The organism is Bradyrhizobium sp. USDA 4474 (assembly GCF_054057515.1).
In genome coordinates this window covers 1397855-1415420 of sequence record NZ_JBSRZJ010000002.1, presented here as the reverse complement: position 1 = coordinate 1415420, position 17566 = coordinate 1397855, and the positions used below count along the sequence as shown (strand labels likewise).

The window sequence follows — 17566 nt, the reverse complement described above, 5'->3', positions numbered from 1 at the left end:
GAAGTCCGTCGCGAGGCATTGGTGCGCAAGGTGGAGCAGAGCGCTTGGGCTGTCATAGCGTTCGTGAGGGGAGCGCGGCCGTCCAGCCCTCACGATAGGCATCGAGGCCTGCGATCGAGATCGTTTGGACGGGGGTCGGAGCCGTGATGGAATAGGATGGCGGCCAATGCGCAAGCATCGCGGCACCGCGCGCCGTGCCTGCGGCGTCGCGCGCAGCGAAGATGCGCTGCCGCGTCCGCAGCGCGCCCAGTGTCTGACAGAAGGGAAGATTGCCGGCGAAGGTTCCTTCGACGATGAGATCGCCGCTGCTGGCGCCCATGCGCGTCAGCATCAGGTCGGCGACCAGCGCGCAATAGAGCGTTGCGAGTGCCGCCCGATCGCGCGTTGCGACGTCGCCGCGAATGACGCCATTCGTCCTCGCATAGGGGCCGCCCTGCCCGGAGAAGCAGGGGAGGGCCATGGCGCCCGAGGCGATGACGCGCTCGATCGCGCCAAGGTCCGGATTGCCGGCGCTGCCCGCGATGGTGGCGTATTCGCGTCCGCCCATGAAGCGCCCGCAGGCGATCGGGCGGCCCAGCGCGTCGACGTTGGCGAGCGTGTCGTCGCGGGGATCGAGCTGATCGAGCGAAAGACCCACGCACATCAGGATCACCCAGGTGCCGGTCGACAGCACGGTGAACGGCGCTTGACGCGAGACGAGGTAGGGCAGAAGTGAAGCGTTGGAATCGTGGATCCCGCAAAAGACCTGCGTTTCAGGCGCAAGCCCGGTCAGCGCGGCGATTTCAGGCCGAATCGGACCGAGCGGATCGAACGCGCGGCGCAGCGGCGGCAGCAAGTGATCGACGCCGAGAGCTTTGACGAGGCTGGAGACTTGTCCCCGTCGCGGAGCCCAGAGGTCGGTATGGGCGCCGAGCGAGGTGACTTCCGAGACCGCCACGCCGCTCAGGCGCCAGGTCCAGTATTGCGGATAGCCAACGAAATACCTCGCGTCGGCAAACAGGTCCGGACAGCGCCACTTCTGATAGGCGAGTTGCCGGCCGAGATTGAGGCCGGCGGGTACCTTCGGCGATAGGCTTTCCGAGAAAGAGGGCCGCAGCCCGGCATAGTCCGGTTCGATGGCCTCCACGCCCGCGAATTCGTAGTCCATGACCGGCGCGGCGAGTTCGCTCTCGCCGATCAAGGCGCCGGCTGCGCCATGTGCGGTCGGAACGATCGCACTGATCTGATGCGTGCGTGCGGCCTCACGAAGGGCATCGAGGAAGAAGGTCCATGCGCTCTCGACATCTTCATGCGGATAGGGCGGTCCCGCCAGGACGCGGTTGGGCGCCGACTTTTCCCAGAGAAGCCGGCCATCGCTGAACAAGGCAAGCTTTACGTTTGTCTTGCCGATGTCGAGCACTGCAACCGTCTGGCTCATCGTCAGCTACATCTCAACAAGCAACGTCATGCGCGTCATGGCCGGCTTGCCATGGCGATGACAATGAAGGGCCAAATTGTGCGCCCGGCCGCGTTCTGCGGCCGGGCGACGAGTCCGGGTCAGAAATCGAAATCCTTGATGTTCTGCTTCGTGAAGATGAAGGGCGAGCCGAGCAGGACTTCACTGCCATTGACCACGTTCAGCTTGCCGAGCTTGCCGGCCTCCACCGACGTCGCGCCGGACTTGAGCTTGCCGTCGACGACGGCACGCATCACATAGGTCGCGGCATAGCCGAGATCGACCGGATTCCACAGCACGACCGACTTGACGCAGTCCGCGTTGACATACGGCTTCATCGCATTCGGCGTGGCGAGGCCGACCACGGCCACCTTGCCGCAGAGCTTGGCCTTGGTCACGGCTTCCGCCGAGGCGGGGGTCGCGACCGAAGTCATGCCGAACAGGCCGGCGAGCTTGTCGCCATACTTGTTGATCAGCGTCGTTGCCTGGTTGAAGGACAGGTTATTGTCCTCCTGCGCCTCGACCGTCTCGAGCCAGTTCAGCTTGGGATGGCATTTCTGCGCATAGGCCCACATTTCGGCGATCCAGCGCGCCTGGTTCGGCGTCGTGAAGGTCGATGTGACGATCGCAAAGCTCTTGTCCTCGCCGGCCTCCTTGGCCATCGAGTCGATCATCGACTTGGCGATGCCGTTGAACTCGGCCTGGTTGACGAACCATTCGCGGGCATCGGGCGTCGAGTTGGCGTCGTAGCCGACGACATGGATGCCCTTTGACAGAGCCTTCTTCAGGACCGGTGCGATCGCCACCGGATCGTTGGCGGCGAAGAGGATGCCGTCGACGCCGCTGGTGATGTAATTGTCGATGAACTTGATCTGCTCGTCGATCTTGGCCTCGGTCGGGCCGTCGGTCTTGACCGTGACGTTGCCGAGTTCCTTGGCGGCCTCCTGCATGCCTTTCGACGTCGCGTTGAAATAACCGATGCCGATCAGCTTCGGCACGTCGACCAGCGTGATCGGTTTGCCGGCCTTGTCGGGGGGGTTGGTTGCCTGACCGCCGTCGTAAGGCTTGGCTGCGGGCGCGGTATTGGCCTCACCGGCCGAACAGGCGAGCGGATTGACCGGCAGGTCGTCCGCGCCGTCCCATCTCTTGTCCGCCGCAGAGGCCGTTCCGGCCAGCAGCGTCGCGCCGAGAAACACAAAGGCTAATCCGAGCTTCATCTTGTTGTCCTCCCATGTTTAAGCCGCTTTTTTCGCCGTCAGACACTCCATCAAACGCCGTCGCGGCGCCGCTGGAGCGAACTCGCCACAAGAGTTGAAAGGATGAGCACCGCCCCGATCACCACGATCGTCGCGTCGCCCTTGACGCCGGTCAGGGCCAGCCCGTTTTTCAAGAGCTGGATCATCGCCAGGCCGACCAGCGTGCCCCATATCGTGCCGACGCCTCCGAAGATGCTGGTGCCGCCGAGCACCACGGCCGCAATCACGTCGAGCTCATAGCCAATCCCCATGTCCGAGCGGGTCGTGGTCACGCGCGAGACGAGAACGCACGCCGAGAGGCCGGCCATGAGGCCCGACAGCGTGTAGATGATCAGCTTTGCGCGATCGACCGGCAAACCGGAAAAGCGCGCGGCGGTCTCGTTGTTGCCCATCGCATAGAGTGTCCGGCCGAAGGTCGTGCGGTCGAGAACGATTGCCGACACCACGATCGCGATCAGCAAGAGCCAGAGTTGCGCCGGCACGCCGAAGAGGTTTTCCTGCCCGACGAAGTAGAACCATTCCGGATAGCCGCGCACCGAACGCGCCTGGCTGATTCCCTCGGCGAGGCCGCGATAAAGTGCGAGCGTCGCGATTGTCATGATCAGCGGCGGGACTTTCACCCTGGTGATGACGATGCCGTTGAGAAAGCCCGCCGCGGCACCGACCAGCAGCGAGAAGCAGATCGCCAGCGGCAGCGGAAAGCCGAAACTCTTCCAGGAATAGCCCAGCAGGATGGCGCAGAGTCCGACAATCGAGCCGACCGAGAGATCGATGCCGCCGGTAATGATGATGAAGGTCATCGGCAGCGCGATCAGCCCGACCTCCGTCGTCAGCCTGCCTTGATTGAGCAGATTGTCGATCGTGAGGAAGCGGCTGTTCAAGCTCCCGAGCACGATCAACGCAACGAGCAGGATCACCGCGAGCATGGTCTCGTGACGCAGCAGCCACCAGGGCATGATGCGCTTTGCGGTCTGGGGAAGAGGAATTTCGCTCATCGCGCTCATGCTCCGGCCATGCGCCGGCGCCGCAGAATGTCGGCGATCACGGTCACGAGGATGAGCACGCCCTGGACCGCGCGGATCCAGTAGGGCGAGACGTCGATGAAGACCAGCGCGCTGGCGATCTCGGCGATGAGTACGGCGGCAAGGGTCGAGCCGACCACCGTGCCGACGCCGCCGAGGATGCTGACGCCTCCGACCACAGAGGCGGTAATGATCGTCAGCTCGAGATTGGGCGGCACGGTCGACTGGATGACGCGCAGCTGCGTCGCGTAGAGCAGGGCGGCCGCCCCTGCGAACAGGCCGTGCAGCGCGAAGACCATGACGATCGTGCGCGGCTGCGAAATGCCGCAGAGCCGCGCCGCTTCGGCGTTGCCGCCGACCGCGTAGATCGCGCGTCCCGAGGCCGAATAACGCATCCACAACGCTGCCAGGATCGTCGCCAGGATCATGAGAAAAACCGGAAACGGCAGCATACCCAGGATCTCGACGTCGGCGAGATGGAAGTCGTCGGGCAGGTCGGTGATCCATTTGCCGCCGGTCACGCTGATCAGGCCGCCTTTGAGGATCGACAGCATGCCCAGCGTGACCACGATCGCCGGAATGCGCAGATAGGCGATGATGACGCCCTGCAAGGCCATCACGAGAACGCCCGCGACAAGCGCTGCCGACCAGGCGACCGCGATGGGTGCGCCGTTGACGGCCAGGGTGCCGCTGATCGTCGCCAGGACGCCGATCAGCGCGCCGACGGAAATATCGATGTTGCCGGAAATGATCACCATCGACATGCCGACCGCGGCGACGGCGATATAGGCGTTGCCGAGCAGCACGTCGGACAGATTGCGCGCCGCCAGGAAGCGCGGATTGTAAAGTCCGACCGCGATGGCGAGCCCGATCACCGCGATCGCGAGCAAAGCCTCCTGCGAGGCAAACGCCTTCAGCCATCGTCGCGGATCCGCTTCGGTACCGGTCAACGTCACCGTCGTCATGCCGCTTTCTCCGCGTTGTCATGACTGCCCATCATCGCCGCGCCGATCGACTCCTGGGTTGCTTCTTCGCGCGAGAATTCCGCAACGATACGACCCTCGCGCATCACGAGAACGCGGTCACTCATGCCGAGCACCTCCGGCAGCTCGCTCGATATCATCAGGATGGCGAGCCCCTGCGCCGCAAGCTCGCCCATCAGCCGATGGATCTCCGCCTTGGCGCCCACGTCGATGCCGCGCGTCGGCTCGTCGAGGATCAACAGCTTCGGCCCGTTGGCGAGCCATTTCCCGAGCACGATCTTCTGTTGATTGCCGCCGGAGAGCTTGCCCGCGATCTGCTCGAGCGAGCTGGCCTTGACCGCAAAGCGCCGGACGCCGTCGCCGGCCAGCTTGCGCTCGGCGCCGCGATCGATGAAGCCGCCGAATGCGACTTTGCCAAGTGCGGCGAGGCTGAAGTTCTCGCGGACCGTCATCGGCCGCACCAGGCCCTGCGTGCCGCGGTCCTCGGGAACGTAGGCGACGCCCAGGGACCGCGCCTGGGCCGGCGAGCGAATGTCGACTTGTCGCCCGGCGATCCGGATTTCGCCATTCTCGGCCGGTGTGACGCCGAAGATGGTTTGCGCCAGCTCGCTGCGGCCGGAGCCGACAAGGCCGGAAAGGCCGACGATCTCGCCCGCGCGCACCGTGAGCGAGATGGTCTTCGTCAGCGGCCGTCGTTCGAGGTCCTTCACCTCCAGCACCGGCTTGCCGATCGGCGCCGTGATCTTCGGAAACAGGCTTTCGATCCTGCGGCCAACCATCAATTGCACGAGCTCGGTCGCGTCCGTCTCGGTGACGTGCTTGGTGGCGACATGTGCGCCGTCGCGCAGCACCGTGACACGATCGGCGATCGCGAAAATCTCGTCGAGCCGATGACTGATATAGATCACGGCGACCCCGCGGGCCTTCAGCTTGCGCACGATGTCGAATAGCCGTGTCACGTCGTACTCGGTCAGGGCTGCGGTCGGCTCGTCCATGATCAGGATGCGCGCATCCTGCGACAGCGCGCGCAGGATTTCGACGCGCTGGCGATTGCCGATGCTGAGCGAGCCGACGATGCGCTCCGCCTCCAGGTCATGAATCTCGAGCGACGCGAGCAACGCTTTTGTCCGTTCCCGCATGGCACGCCAGTCGAGCCGGCCGAGGCCGGCGCGTGGCGCATGGCCCATGAATATGTTCTCGGCAACCGTGAGCTCCGGAAACAGCAGCAGCTCCTGATAGATCGTGGCGATGCCGGCGCGCCTTGCATCGTCCGGCCGCGCGAGATCGACCGGCCTGCCGTCGACGACAACCTCGCCGCGATCGGGCGGGAATACGCCGGAGACGATCTTGATCAGCGTCGACTTGCCGGCGCCGTTCTCGCCGAGCAAGGCGTGGACTTCGCCTCTGGCGGCGTCGAAGGAGACGCCGGACAGCGCCCGAACGCCCGGAAAGGACTTTTCGATCGCGCGCACCGTCAGAAGCGGGGCGCCGGGAGTTGCACTGCGCGGGTCCGTTGTCATGGTCACGCCGCCGCATTGGTTTGAGTGCCTGCGTCGACGACCAGGACCCGGACACCTTGCGCGCGCAGCATGTCGAGTGCGTCGTCAGGTGCATCGGTATCCGTGATCATCGTATCGATACGCGAGAGCGGGCAGACGACGAGGCTGCCACGCGAAACGAATTTCGAGGAATCGGCGAGCACGATCAGCTTGTCGGCGCGCTTCAGCAGCTTCGTTTCGGCACGGGCGAGCAGGGGGTCGCCTTCGATGACACCGAGCGGCCCGATCGAGATCGCACTCATGAACATCCGCGTCGCCGAATAGTGCTGGATCGCGTCCTCTTCAAAAGGCGAAACGATCATGCCCTGCTCACGATAGACCTCGCCGCCCGGCAAGGCGACGCGGCATTTCGACGTGTGGATCAGCGCGTCGGCGAGCAGATAGGAATTGGTCAACACCTTCAGGCGCCGCTCGCGCAAATATTCGCCCATCTGGTACGTGGTCGTGCCGCCATTGATGATGATCGTCTCGCCGTCGGCGCAGAGGGCGACGGCCGCTTTGGCAATGGCGCGCTTGGCGCCGATATTGAGGGTCTGGCTGACGTCGAAGGAGCGGGTGGCAAGCGAGACGACATCGCCCGGCATGCTGGCGGTTTCCGGCAGGGCTTCGAGTCCGCCATGCACCCTGATCGCGACGCCTTGCTCGGCGAGCCTGGCGAAATCGCGCCGTATCGAGGCCTCGGAGACGCCGGTTGCGCGACAAGCGTCCGCGATGCGTACCAATGGCCGCTCCCGCAAGAGTGCCTTGATGACCTGCCAGCGTTCCCGCTCGTGCACGTCGCCCTCCCTTTTGCCCGTAAATAGGTCACGCTCTTTGCCAGCGGTCAACTGCAAACCGTCAAATTCGCTCAATATCGCGCTGCGTCAATCATATCGCGTCGCAGCGTTGACTGTCTTTGATTGACCTTGATTGAATCCGTGGCCTAATCTGGCCAGAGATCAACACAGGGAGGATGCTCATGAGCGAGGTCGCGGCCAAGCCCCTGCCAAACCTATGGGACGACGCGCTCGCCGCCGGGCTCGATGAGGCAGGTCAATTGCTTTACCGCTCGAACCTGCTCGGGGCCGATCTGCGCATCACCAATTTCGGCGGCGGCAACACCTCGGCCAAGATCGAGATGAAAGATCCGCTGACGCGCGAGAACGTGCGCGTGCTCTGGGTCAAGGGCTCGGGGGGCGACATCGGCTCGATGAAGCGCGACGGCTTTTCGACGCTGTATCTCGACAAGCTCGAGAGCCTGAAAGGCCTCTATCGCGGCCTCGCTCATGAGGACGAGATGGTCGCCATGTTCAATCACTGCACCTTCGATCTCAATCCGCGCGCGACGTCGATCGATACGCCCTTGCACGCCTTCGTGCCGCACCGGCATGTCGATCACGTTCATGCCGACGCGGTCATCGCCATTGCCGCCTCTGAAGACGCCGAGCGTCTGACCCGCGAGGTATTCGGCGGCAAGCTCGGGTTCCTGCCGTGGCAGCGGCCCGGCTTTGATCTCGGCCTGAAGCTCGGCGAGATGGCCGCGCGCCATCCCGACTATGTCGGCGTCGTGCTTGGCGGGCACGGTCTCTTCACCTGGGCCGAGACGTCGAAATCCTGCTACGAGATGACCTTGCGCGTGATTCAGCAGGCCGCCGATTGGCTTGCCGCGCATGAAAGAAAGCCGGCGTTCGGCGGCGCCAAGGTCGAAGCGGCCTCGCCGGAAAAACGCCGCGCGGTCGCGGCCAGGCTGATGCCGCTGATCCGCGGCAAGATCTCCGCGGACGAGCGCAAGATCGGCCATTTCACCGACGCCCCTGAGGTCCTGGAGTTCGTCAACTCCAGCGCGTTGGCGAAGCTGGCGCCGCTGGGCACCTCCTGTCCGGATCACTTTCTTCGCACCAAGATCCGTCCGCTGCTGCTGCCTTACGATCCCGCCCGCGACAATCTCGACCAGGTGATCGCCGGCCTCGACGACGTTCTCGCCGCATACCGCCGCGATTACGCCGCCTATTACGAGCGCTGCAAGCATCCTGACTCGCCGGCCATGCGCGATCCCAACGCGGTCGTGTATCTCGTTCCGGGAATCGGCATGTTCACCTTTGCCAAGGACAAGGCGACCGCCCGCGTTGCGGCCGAGTTCTACGTCAACGCCATCAACGTCATGCGCGGCGCCTCGGGCGTAAGCGCCTATGTGGGTCTCGCCGAGCAGGAGGCCTTCAATATCGAATACTGGCTGTTGGAAGAGGCCAAGCTCCAGCGCATGCCCAAGCCGAAATCGCTCGCCGGGCGGATCGCCTATGTGACCGGAGGCGCCGGCGGCATCGGTGGGGCGACGGCGCAGCGGTTGCTCAGCGAGGGCGCTTGCCTCGTCATTGCCGATATCGACGAGCAGGCATTGAGTGAGCGCGTCGCGGCGATCACGAAGCGCCATGGCCGGGACGCGGCGATTGGCGTGAAGCTCGATGTGACCGACGAGGCGGCGGTGATCGCCTCGTTCGAAGAGACTGCGCGCGCCTTTGGCGGCGTCGATATCGTCGTTTCGAATGCCGGGATTGCCTCGGCATCGCCGGTCGAGGACACGAGTCTTGGGCTCTGGCAGAAGAACATGGACATTCTCGCCACAGGCTATTTCCTCGTCTCGCGCGAGGCGTTCCGGCTGATGCAGCGTCAGGATATCGGCGGTGCCATCATCTTCGTCGCCTCGAAAAACGGCCTGGCGGCTTCGGCCGGCGCTTCGGCCTATTGCGCCGCCAAGGCGTCGGAGATCCATCTCGCCCGCTGCCTTGCGCTGGAAGGTGCGGTGCATGGCATCCGCGTCAACACGGTCAATCCGGACGCGGTGCTGCGCGGCTCGAAGATCTGGGAAGGCGAGTGGCGCCAGCAACGTGCGGCATCCAACAAGGTTGCGGAAGACCAGCTCGAGGAGGTCTACCGCCAGCGCTCGATGCTGAAACTGTCGGTTTTCCCCGAGGACATTGCCGAGGGCATCTACTTCTTCGCGTCCGACCTTTCGGCCAAATCGACCGGCAACATTCTCAATGTCGACGCCGGCAATGCCCAGGCCTTTACGCGATGAGCACGCCATTCTCGATCAGCGCGGATTTCATCGCCGAGCACAACGCGCCGCTGCAAGACGCGACCACTGAAGATTACGACGCCCTGAAGCGCGCACTGGGCCGGCGCGGGATCGACGCCGACGCGCTGCTGCAGAAGGTCATGGCGTTCGGCGTCGCCATTCCGACCTGGGGTGTCGGCACGGGAGGGACGCGGTTCGCGCGATTTCCAGGACCGGGGGAGCCGCGCAATGTCGTCGAGAAGATCGACGACTGCGCCGTGATCCAGCAGATGGCGCGGGCAACCCCGACGATCTCGCCACATATTCCGTGGGACAAGGTCGACGACTATGCCGCCTTGCGCGAACAGGCCGCGAGTCACGGCCTTTCCTTCGACGCGGTCAACTCCAACACATTTCAGGATCAGCCGGGGCAAGAGTTCTCGTACAAGTTCGGTTCGCTTTCGCACACCGATGCGCGTGTTCGCGCGCAGGGCATCGCCCACAATGTCGAATGCATCGAGATCGGCCGCAAGCTCGGCTCGAAGGCGTTGACGGTCTGGATCGCCGACGGCGCGAACTTTGCCGGTCAATCGAATCTGACCAGGGCGCTCGACCGCTATATCGGCGCGATGCGTGAGATCGTCGCGGCGCTGCCCGCCGACTGGCGGGTGTTCCTCGAGCACAAGCTGTACGAGCCGGCGTTCTACTCGACCGTGATCTCGGATTGGGGCACGAGTTTCGCGGTCGCGCAGGAACTCGGCCCCAAGGCGCATTGTCTCGTCGATCTCGGCCATCATGCGCCGAACGTGAATATCGAGCAGATCGTCGCCCGGCTCGTTCGCTTCGGGAAGCTCGCGGGCTTCCATTTCAACGACTCGAAATATGGCGACGACGATCTCGACAGCGGCTCGGTCGAGCCGTTCCGGCTGTTTCTGGTCTTCAACGAGCTCATCGATGCCGAGCGCCGCAAGGCGGAAGGCTTCGCGCCGGCCTATATGATTGACCAGTCGCATAACGTGACCGATCCGATCGAAAGCCTGATGCAATCGGCGATCGAGTTGCAGCGCGCCTATGCACAGGCTCTGATCGTCGATCGCGCGGCGCTCGAAGCAGCGCAGAAGGCCAACGACGCGCTGGGCGCGCATCTCGAGTTGAAGCGCGCCTTTACGACCGACGTCTCGCCGTTGCTCGCCGTTGCCCGCATGCGCGCCGGCGGCGCGATCGCGCCGATTGCGGCCTACCGCCGGTCCGGTTACAGGGCGCAAAAGGCCAAGGAGCGTCCCGTGGTTGGAGGGACTTCGGCGGGCATTGTCTAGACGAGGGCCCGGACACTGTCTCATGCATCCTGCGGCGCGGCTGTGCCGGCCATGCGTCGCCGTGCCGGCAGGAAAAGACCTGCGAGCGCGCCGGCCAGCGAGAGCATTGCGGCGAGGCTCATCGCAGCGGCGAATCCGCTCGCGAAATGCGTGGCCGAATCGATCGCACCGTTGGCCGAGAACTTCGCCATCAGCGCGGCGATCCCGAACATGCCGCCCAGGAACCGGCCCATGTTGAAGAGGCCGGACGCCTTGCCCATTTCGGCAACCGCGACGGAGCTCAGGATGGCGTTCTGCGCTGCCGGCATCGCCATCGATACGCCAACGCCTGATAACACCAGCGGCGCGACCAGGGCGGAGTAGGGCACCGCGGGGCTCACGATCTCCGCGATCCAGCCAAGGCCGACCGCCTGCATCAGCAATCCGGTCACCACGAGCGGCCGCTCGCCGAATCTGTTGACGACCGCGCCTGCGACCGGGGCGGTGACGAACAGCGTCGCGGTCCAGGGCAGCACGCGAAGACCGGCGCCGAAGGCGTCGAAGCCCAGCGTCGCCTGCAGGAACTGCGGCAGCAGGAACAAGACGCCACGATCAGCGCGGTCGCATTGCCCGCCAGGGCGTCCATTGCAGCGTCTCGACCGGGCTGGCGAATTCGGAGCGGATGGCCGCCAATGCCGTCGTCATGATCATGGCGTCCAGCGCCGTCATGAAGGATGCCAGCGCGGTGACGCCAAGCCCCCGGTTCTGCTCGGCGCGAATGGTCGGGGTCTGCATCGCCCTCTCTCCGTGTGTCGCGCCACCGGTCGCAGCGCGTTCTGCGGGCTAGACGAGGTCGGAGGCGCAAAGGATGCGCCCGGAAATAATTTCTACCAGGGCGAATCCTTCGGCGGCCGGCCAACGTCCTAGGGGCTGACGCGGTCATTCAGCCAAGGAGCACGCGATGAGAAGGACCTTGATCAGATACAAGACCAAGCCTGAGCTGGCGGACAGGAACGCCGAACTGGTTGCGGCAGTGTTTGCGGAATTGAAGGCGGCCAGTCCGGACGGGACACGCTATCTGACGCTGCGGCTGGAGGACGACACCTTCATCCATTTCGTCGAGACCTCCGCCGAGGATGGCTCGAGCCCGATCCCGAAACTTAGGGCCTTTCAGGCATTCCAGGACGGCATCCGCGACCGCTGCGCCGAGCCGCCGCTGGTTCGTGATGTGAAAGTCGTCGGCAACTACCGTATGCTGGACGAGTCCTGAACAGGCGAGGCGGAGGTTCAATGGCGCCAGAGCTACTGGCTGGCATCGACATCGAGGACCTGCTGGCACGGATGCGGCCGCGGCTGCATCGCTACTGCGCGCGCATGGTCGGCTCGGTCGTCGATGGCGAGGATGTGTTGCAGGACGCGCTGATCAAGGCGATGGAAGCGCTGCAATCGGTCGCGCCCGTCGTCAATCCGGAGGGGTGGCTATTCCGTATCGCACACAACACCGCACTGGATTTCCTGCGCCGCCGCAACCGGCAGGAGGCGCTGCATTCGGCTGAGGAGGTGGAGATGGTTGCCGATCAGCTCGATGACGTTGAAAGCCGCCAGACCGCCGCGACCAGCCTGCGAACCTTCATGCGGCTGCCGGTGGCGCAGCGCTCCAGCGTGATCCTGATGGACGTCCTCGGCTGCTCGCTTGCGGAGGTCTGCGACATCATGGATTTCAGTCTGCCGGCGGTGAAGGCCGCGCTGCATCGCGGGCGTACGCAGCTGCGCGAGTTGGCCGAGGAGCCGGACGATGCGCCGCAGTCGGGCCTGTCGGAAGCCGATCGCACCAGGCTCAACAGCTATGTCGGCCATTTCAATGCCCGCAACTTCGAAGCCATCCGCGCCATGATCGCAGACGACGTCAGGCTCGATCTGGTCAACCGCAAGAAGATGAACGGCAAGACCGAGGTGTCGAACTATTTCGGCAATTACGCCAGGGTCAGCGACTGGCGCCTGGTGACGGGACAGGTGGAGGGACGTCCGGCGATCCTGGTCTTCGATCCGAACGAGCCGAACGGACGGCCGAAATATTTCATGCTGCTGAACTGGTCCGCCGACAAACTCGCCACCATCAGGGATTTTCGTCACGCGGCGTATGTGATCGATGGTGCAGAATGCGCAGTGGACAGAGGGTGAGTGGATCCGGCAAAGGTCACGCAATGACTGTTGTTCGGCGGAATGGCTGCTAGGCAATCCCGGTGATGTCGCTGAGCTGCGACGCTAGCGACGGCGTGCAGCACAGGATCGCATTGCCCTTGCTGATACCGTCGCCCGCGAAGAAATCGTTCACAAAGCCGCCGGCCTCGGCAACGATCACAATGCCGGCGGCGACGTCCCAGGCATTGATGTGCGGCTCGGCATAAGCGTCGGTGCGCCCGTTCGCGACATTGCAGAGACCCAGCGTGCCCGAGCCCGAACGCTTGATCGAGCAGCCGGAGGCATTAGCGCGGCCGATCACCTCGAGATAGCGCTGCGACGGTGTACGGGCCGACCAGCCCAGCTCGATAGAAGCGCGTCGGATGTCATCGGCACCGGAGACGGCAATCTTCTGTCCGTTCAGCGTCGCGCCATGTCCGCGCTGTGCGACATAGAGCTCGTCGAGCGCCGGCGCGGCGACAATTCCGATCGTCGGCTTGTAGTCAAGCAGGAAGCCTACTGAGATGCACCAGTTGCGATCGCCACGGGCGAAGTTCGCGGTGCCGTCGATCGGATCGATGATCCAGACCGCATCGCTGGCATCGCCGCCGCCTTCCTCGCCGATCACCGTATCGTCGGGAAAAAGTGCAGCCAGCCGCGCACGCAGGAACTCCTCCACCGCGCCGTCGGCCACGGTGAGCCAATCCTGCGCCCCCTTCATCGTGACGCCGAGACTTTCCTTGCGGCTGAAATAGTCGAGTGCAATGCGCCCCGCCTCGGCGACGAGGCCCTGGACCGCGTAGCGGCGCAGCAGCAGTTCGGCCGGAATCATCGTCAGGCGGCCTTGATGGCGACGGGGCGGCCGGTGCGCGCCGACTCGGTCGCCGCGTCGGCGAGCATCTGGGCGCGCAGCCCATCGCGACCAGTCGGAGAGGGCGCGGCCTTGCCAGCGCAGGCATCGATGAAGGCCGCGAGCTCGGCGCGATAAGCGGCGGCATAGCGTTCGAGGAAGAAGTTCTGCACCGGATCGGCGCGAAAGCCCTGGCCGGTTGCGATTTCGACGGTCGTCTCGTGGATGTTGCCGGCTCTCAGCATTCCCTTCGAGCCATGCACCTCGATGCGCTGGTCGTAGCCGTAAGTGGCGCGGCGCGAATTCGAGATCTGCGCGATCCGTCCGCTCGCCGTCTTCATCAGCACGGCGGCGGTATCGACGTCGCCGGCTTCGCCGATGGCCTTGTCCACCAGCGCCGAGCCGAGCGCGAAAACCTCGACCGGCTCCTCGGCGAGCAGGAAGCGCGCCATGTCGAAATCATGGATCATCATGTCGCGGAACAGACCGCCCGAGCGCTTCACATAGTCGACCGGCGGCGGTCCGGGATCGCGCGAGATGACGCTGACGATCTCGATTTCGCCGGCCTCGCCGCTGCGCAGCCGTTTCTCCAGCGCAGCGAAGTTCGGATCGAAGCGGCGGTTGAAGCCGATCATCAGAGGCTTGCCGGATGTCTCGACCGTCGCCAGGCAACGGCGAATGCGGTCCGAATCGAGATCGACCGGCTTTTCGCAGAACACCGCCTTGCCGCCCGAGACGGCAGCTTCGATCAGGTCGGCATGCGTGTCGGTCGGCGTACAGATCAGGATGGCGTCGATGCCGGAATCGTTCAGGATCGCATCCGCATCGGCCGCTTTCGCACCTGTAGCCTGCGCCAGCGAGGACGCAGCCTCGCGCGAGGCGTCGGCCACCGCGACGAGCCGTGCATCGGCGCGCGCCGCGACATTGAGGCCGTGAATACGCCCGATTCTGCCGGCGCCGAGAAGTCCAAACCGCATTGGCATATTTTCTTCGTCTTGCTTGACTATTCGGATAAGCATTCCATTCTCTGCGCCGCCTAGTCAAGGTCGGACGCGTGCCCTTCTCGATGCCATCAGCCGCATCACGGCATCGTGCCAGATCGGACGACGACAAGGCGCAGTCGGCCGATGATGGAACATTTCGGCCGGCGGATGCGGGCCGAAACGGCGCGGTTGAGTGGGAGCGAGTGATGGCGACGATCAGGCTGACCATGGCGCAGGCGCTCGTCGCCGCGATGGCGGCGCAGAGGACGGTGATCGACGGGCGGGATCAACCACTTTTCGCCGGTGTTTGGGCGATCTTCGGGCATGGCAATGTCGCGGGTCTCGGCGAAGCGCTGTATGCCGTTCGCGATCGTCTGCCAACCTTGCGCGCGCATAATGAGCAGGCGATGGCGCATGCCGCGATCGCTTTCGCCAAGGCCTCGCGGCGCCGGCGCATGATGGCGGTGACGAGCTCGATCGGCCCCGGCGCGACCAATATGGTGACGGCGGCAGCCGTTGCTCACGTCAATCGCCTGCCGGTGTTGCTGCTGCCGGGCGATGTCTTCGCCGGACGCCGCCCCGATCCGGTGCTGCAGCAGATCGAGGATTTCGGCGACGGCACCGTCTCGGCCAATGATTGCTTCCGGCCTGTCTCGCGCTATTTCGACCGCATCACCAGGCCCGAGCAGATCATGCCCGCCTTCGAGCGCGCGATGCAGGTTCTTGACGATCCGGCCGAATGCGGACCCGTGACGCTCGCGCTCTGCCAGGACGTGCAGACGGAAGCCTTCGACTATCCCGACTGGTTCTTCGCCGAGCGCGTCTGGCAGCCGCGCCGGGCGCGGGCCGACGAGAAGCAGCTGGCGCAGGCCGCAGCCCTGCTCAAGGCAGCGAAGCGCCCGCTCATCATTGCCGGCGGCGGGGTCCTTTATAGCGAGGCGGAAGGTGACCTTGCCGCCTTCTGCACGGCGCACGGCATCCCGGTTGCGGAAACGCAAGCCGGCAAGAGTGCGCTGCCTCACGACCACAAGCTCAATCTCGGCGCGGTCGGCGTCACCGGCACCGGCGCGGCCAACGATGCGGCGCGGCGAGCCGATCTCGTGCTCGCGATCGGCACGCGCTTGCAGGATTTCACCACCGGCTCACGCTCGCTCTTTGCCGATCCCGCGTGCCGGATCGTCGGCCTCAATACGCAGGCCTTTGATGCCGGCAAGCATCGTGCGCAGCCACTCGTCGGCGATGCCAAGGTCGGCTTGGCCGAACTCGGCGCCGCGCTTCAGGGCTGGGCGGCCCCTGCCAGCTGGACCGAGCAGGCAAGGACCGGCCGCACGGCGTGGCTGGAAACGGCTGCGCGCTACACCGCTGCCGGCAACGAAACCTTGCCGAGCGATGCTCAGGTCATCGGCGCGGTTCAGCGCCGCAGCCAGCCAAGCGATGTCGTGCTTTGCGCAGCCGGTGGCTTGCCCGGCGAGTTGCACAAGCTCTGGCAGCCGGGTGCGCCCGGCGGCTACCACATGGAATACGGCTATTCCTGCATGGGCTACGAGATCGCCGGCGGGCTGGGCGTCAAGCTCGCCGATCCTACGCGCGAAGTCGTCGTGATGGTCGGCGACGGCTCCTATCTGATGATGAATTCCGAGATCGCCACGTCGGTGATGTCAGGTGCGAAACTCATCATCGTCGTGCTCGATAACCGCGGCTTCGGCTGCATCAACCGGCTCCAGAAGGCGACCGGCGGCGCACCTTTCAACAACCTGCTCCGCGACGCTCGCCACGAGACCCTGCCTGAGATCGACTTCGCAGCCCACGCCGCCGCGATGGGGGCGATCGCGCGCAAGGTCGCTGGCATCGCCGAGCTGGAAGCGGCGTTCGACGAGGCTCGGCGCCACGATCGAACCAGCGTCATCGTGATCGACACCGACCCGCTGCCCTCGACCGATGCCGGCGGCCATTGGTGGGATGTGGCGGTGCCGGAGGTCTCGGAGCGCACCGAGGTCGAGGCCGCGAGGCGCGGCTATGTCGAGGCGCTCGTGCGCCGCAAATATTAATCAAGCGAGGACGACATGCCTATCCGTATCGGCGCCAATCCTATCGGCTGGTCGAACGACGATCTCCAGGAGATCGGCGGTGCGACACCGCTCGAGACCTGCCTGGCGGAGGCGCGCGAGGCGGGCTTCGAGGGCATGGAGCTCGGCCACAAATTTCCGCGCGAGCCGCAGGCGCTGAAGGCCGCGCTCGCGCCCTTCGGCATGGCCTGCATCTCCGGCTGGTATTCGGCGGAGCTTCTGAAGCGCGATGCCGATGAGGAGATGCGGCATCTGCGCCCGCATCTCGATCTCCTGAAGGCAATGGGATCATCAGTGCTTGTGTTCGCTGAGACCTCGAATGCGATCCATGGCGATCGCAGCAAGCCGCTATCGCAGCGGCCAATCATGAAGGCCGGCGACTGGGCTGAGTTCGGCCGCCGTATCACTGGGGTCGCCGAGCGTACGCTCGCCGAGGGCGTCAGGCTGGTCTATCATCATCACATCGGCACCATCGTGGAGAGCGCTGACGACATCGACGCCTTCATGGCGGCGACCGGCGAGGCCGCTCATCTCCTGCTCGACACCGGCCACGCCACGTGGGGCGGCGCCGATCCAGCCGCGCTGGCCCGACAATATCGCGCCCGCATCAGCCATGTTCACGCCAAGGACGTGCGTCAGGCCGTCATGGAGCAGGCGCGGCGCGAGGACTGGAGCTTCCTCGATGCGGTGCTGGGGCAAGGCAGCGAGCTGGGTGTCTACACCGTCCCCGGCGATGGAATGGTCGATTATCCGGCGGTCTTCCGCGAACTGCCGGGCTATTCCGGTTGGGTCGTGGTCGAGGCGGAGCAGGACCCCGAGAAGGCGCACCCGCTGACCTACGCCAGGAAGGGCGTCGCCCATCTCAAGCAGAGCCTGAAGGAGGCTGGGCTCGCCTGAGTCCG

The 17566-nt window shown here is 64.9% G+C and carries 16 protein-coding genes; 6 read left to right on the top strand and 10 right to left on the bottom strand.

What is annotated here, in order from left to right; all coding sequences use genetic code 11:
• Positions 1–52 precede the first annotated feature (52 nt).
• The 6 genes from ACVW16_RS08480 to ACVW16_RS08455 all read right to left on the bottom strand — a co-directional run bounded on the left by ACVW16_RS08480 (position 53) and on the right by ACVW16_RS08455 (position 7031).
• A complete protein-coding gene (locus tag ACVW16_RS08480; protein ID WP_456735889.1) occupies positions 53–1417 on the bottom strand; it encodes an FGGY-family carbohydrate kinase in 1365 nt (454 codons plus the stop codon).
• Between the two features lie 119 nt (positions 1418–1536).
• Positions 1537–2652 (bottom strand): autoinducer 2 ABC transporter substrate-binding protein, encoded by a 1116-nt coding sequence (locus ACVW16_RS08475; protein ID WP_456735888.1) that lies wholly within the window; start codon positions 2650–2652, stop codon positions 1537–1539.
• 50 nt (positions 2653–2702) lie between these two features.
• On the bottom strand, positions 2703–3695 hold the full coding sequence (locus tag ACVW16_RS08470; protein WP_456704860.1) for an ABC transporter permease: 993 nt from the start codon (positions 3693–3695) through the stop codon (positions 2703–2705).
• Positions 3692–4678, bottom strand: coding sequence for an ABC transporter permease (locus ACVW16_RS08465; protein ID WP_456704859.1), 987 nt, complete (start codon positions 4676–4678; stop codon positions 3692–3694). The genes ACVW16_RS08470 and ACVW16_RS08465 overlap by 4 nt, the downstream gene beginning before the upstream one ends.
• Positions 4675–6216 (bottom strand): sugar ABC transporter ATP-binding protein, encoded by a 1542-nt coding sequence (locus ACVW16_RS08460; protein WP_456735887.1) that lies wholly within the window; start codon positions 6214–6216, stop codon positions 4675–4677. Before ACVW16_RS08460 ends, ACVW16_RS08465 begins: the two co-directional genes overlap by 4 nt.
• A gap of 2 nt (positions 6217–6218) precedes the next feature.
• Positions 6219–7031: a DeoR/GlpR family DNA-binding transcription regulator gene (locus ACVW16_RS08455; protein ID WP_456704857.1), complete on the bottom strand. Its 813-nt coding sequence runs from the start codon at positions 7029–7031 to the stop codon at positions 6219–6221.
• 182 nt (positions 7032–7213) lie between these two features.
• Here ACVW16_RS08455 and ACVW16_RS08450 point away from each other — a divergent pair, with 182 nt between their 5' ends.
• A complete protein-coding gene (locus tag ACVW16_RS08450) occupies positions 7214–9310 on the top strand; it encodes a bifunctional rhamnulose-1-phosphate aldolase/short-chain dehydrogenase (RefSeq protein WP_456735886.1) in 2097 nt (698 codons plus the stop codon).
• Positions 9307–10605, top strand: coding sequence for an L-rhamnose catabolism isomerase (rhaI, locus tag ACVW16_RS08445; RefSeq protein ID WP_456735885.1), 1299 nt, complete (start codon positions 9307–9309; stop codon positions 10603–10605). The genes ACVW16_RS08450 and rhaI overlap by 4 nt, the downstream gene beginning before the upstream one ends.
• 20 nt (positions 10606–10625) lie before the next feature.
• On the opposite strand, the gene ACVW16_RS08440 is transcribed toward rhaI, so the two are convergent.
• Positions 10626–11186 (bottom strand): MFS transporter, encoded by a 561-nt coding sequence (locus tag ACVW16_RS08440; RefSeq protein WP_456735884.1) that lies wholly within the window; start codon positions 11184–11186, stop codon positions 10626–10628.
• A 10-nt stretch (positions 11187–11196) separates the two neighbouring features.
• Entirely contained in the window at positions 11197–11379 is a 183-nt protein-coding gene (locus tag ACVW16_RS08435) for a hypothetical protein (RefSeq protein ID WP_456704853.1), read from the bottom strand.
• 166 nt (positions 11380–11545) lie between these two features.
• On the opposite strand from ACVW16_RS08435, the gene ACVW16_RS08430 reads away from it, so the two are divergent.
• Together ACVW16_RS08430 and ACVW16_RS08425 are read left to right on the top strand one after the other, a co-directional pair.
• Entirely contained in the window at positions 11546–11854 is a 309-nt protein-coding gene (locus ACVW16_RS08430; RefSeq protein ID WP_456704852.1) for a hypothetical protein, read from the top strand.
• A gap of 20 nt (positions 11855–11874) precedes the next feature.
• A complete protein-coding gene (locus ACVW16_RS08425) occupies positions 11875–12765 on the top strand; it encodes an RNA polymerase sigma factor (RefSeq protein WP_456735883.1) in 891 nt (296 codons plus the stop codon).
• A 49-nt stretch (positions 12766–12814) separates the two neighbouring features.
• Here ACVW16_RS08425 and ACVW16_RS08420 read toward each other — a convergent pair whose 3' ends face one another.
• On the bottom strand, positions 12815–13597 hold the full coding sequence (locus ACVW16_RS08420) for an inositol monophosphatase family protein (protein WP_456704850.1): 783 nt from the start codon (positions 13595–13597) through the stop codon (positions 12815–12817).
• Between the two features lie 2 nt (positions 13598–13599).
• Positions 13600–14592, bottom strand: a complete 993-nt coding sequence (iolG, locus tag ACVW16_RS08415) for an inositol 2-dehydrogenase (RefSeq protein WP_456704849.1) — start codon at positions 14590–14592, stop codon at positions 13600–13602.
• Positions 14593–14804: 212 nt separating this feature from the next.
• Here iolG and iolD point away from each other — a divergent pair, with 212 nt between their 5' ends.
• Together iolD and iolE are read left to right on the top strand one after the other, a co-directional pair.
• On the top strand, positions 14805–16646 hold the full coding sequence (gene iolD, locus ACVW16_RS08410) for a 3D-(3,5/4)-trihydroxycyclohexane-1,2-dione acylhydrolase (decyclizing) (RefSeq protein ID WP_456704848.1): 1842 nt from the start codon (positions 14805–14807) through the stop codon (positions 16644–16646).
• Positions 16647–16661: 15 nt separating this feature from the next.
• A complete protein-coding gene (gene iolE, locus ACVW16_RS08405; protein WP_456704847.1) occupies positions 16662–17561 on the top strand; it encodes a myo-inosose-2 dehydratase in 900 nt (299 codons plus the stop codon).
• The last annotated feature ends 5 nt before the right edge of the window (positions 17562–17566 follow it).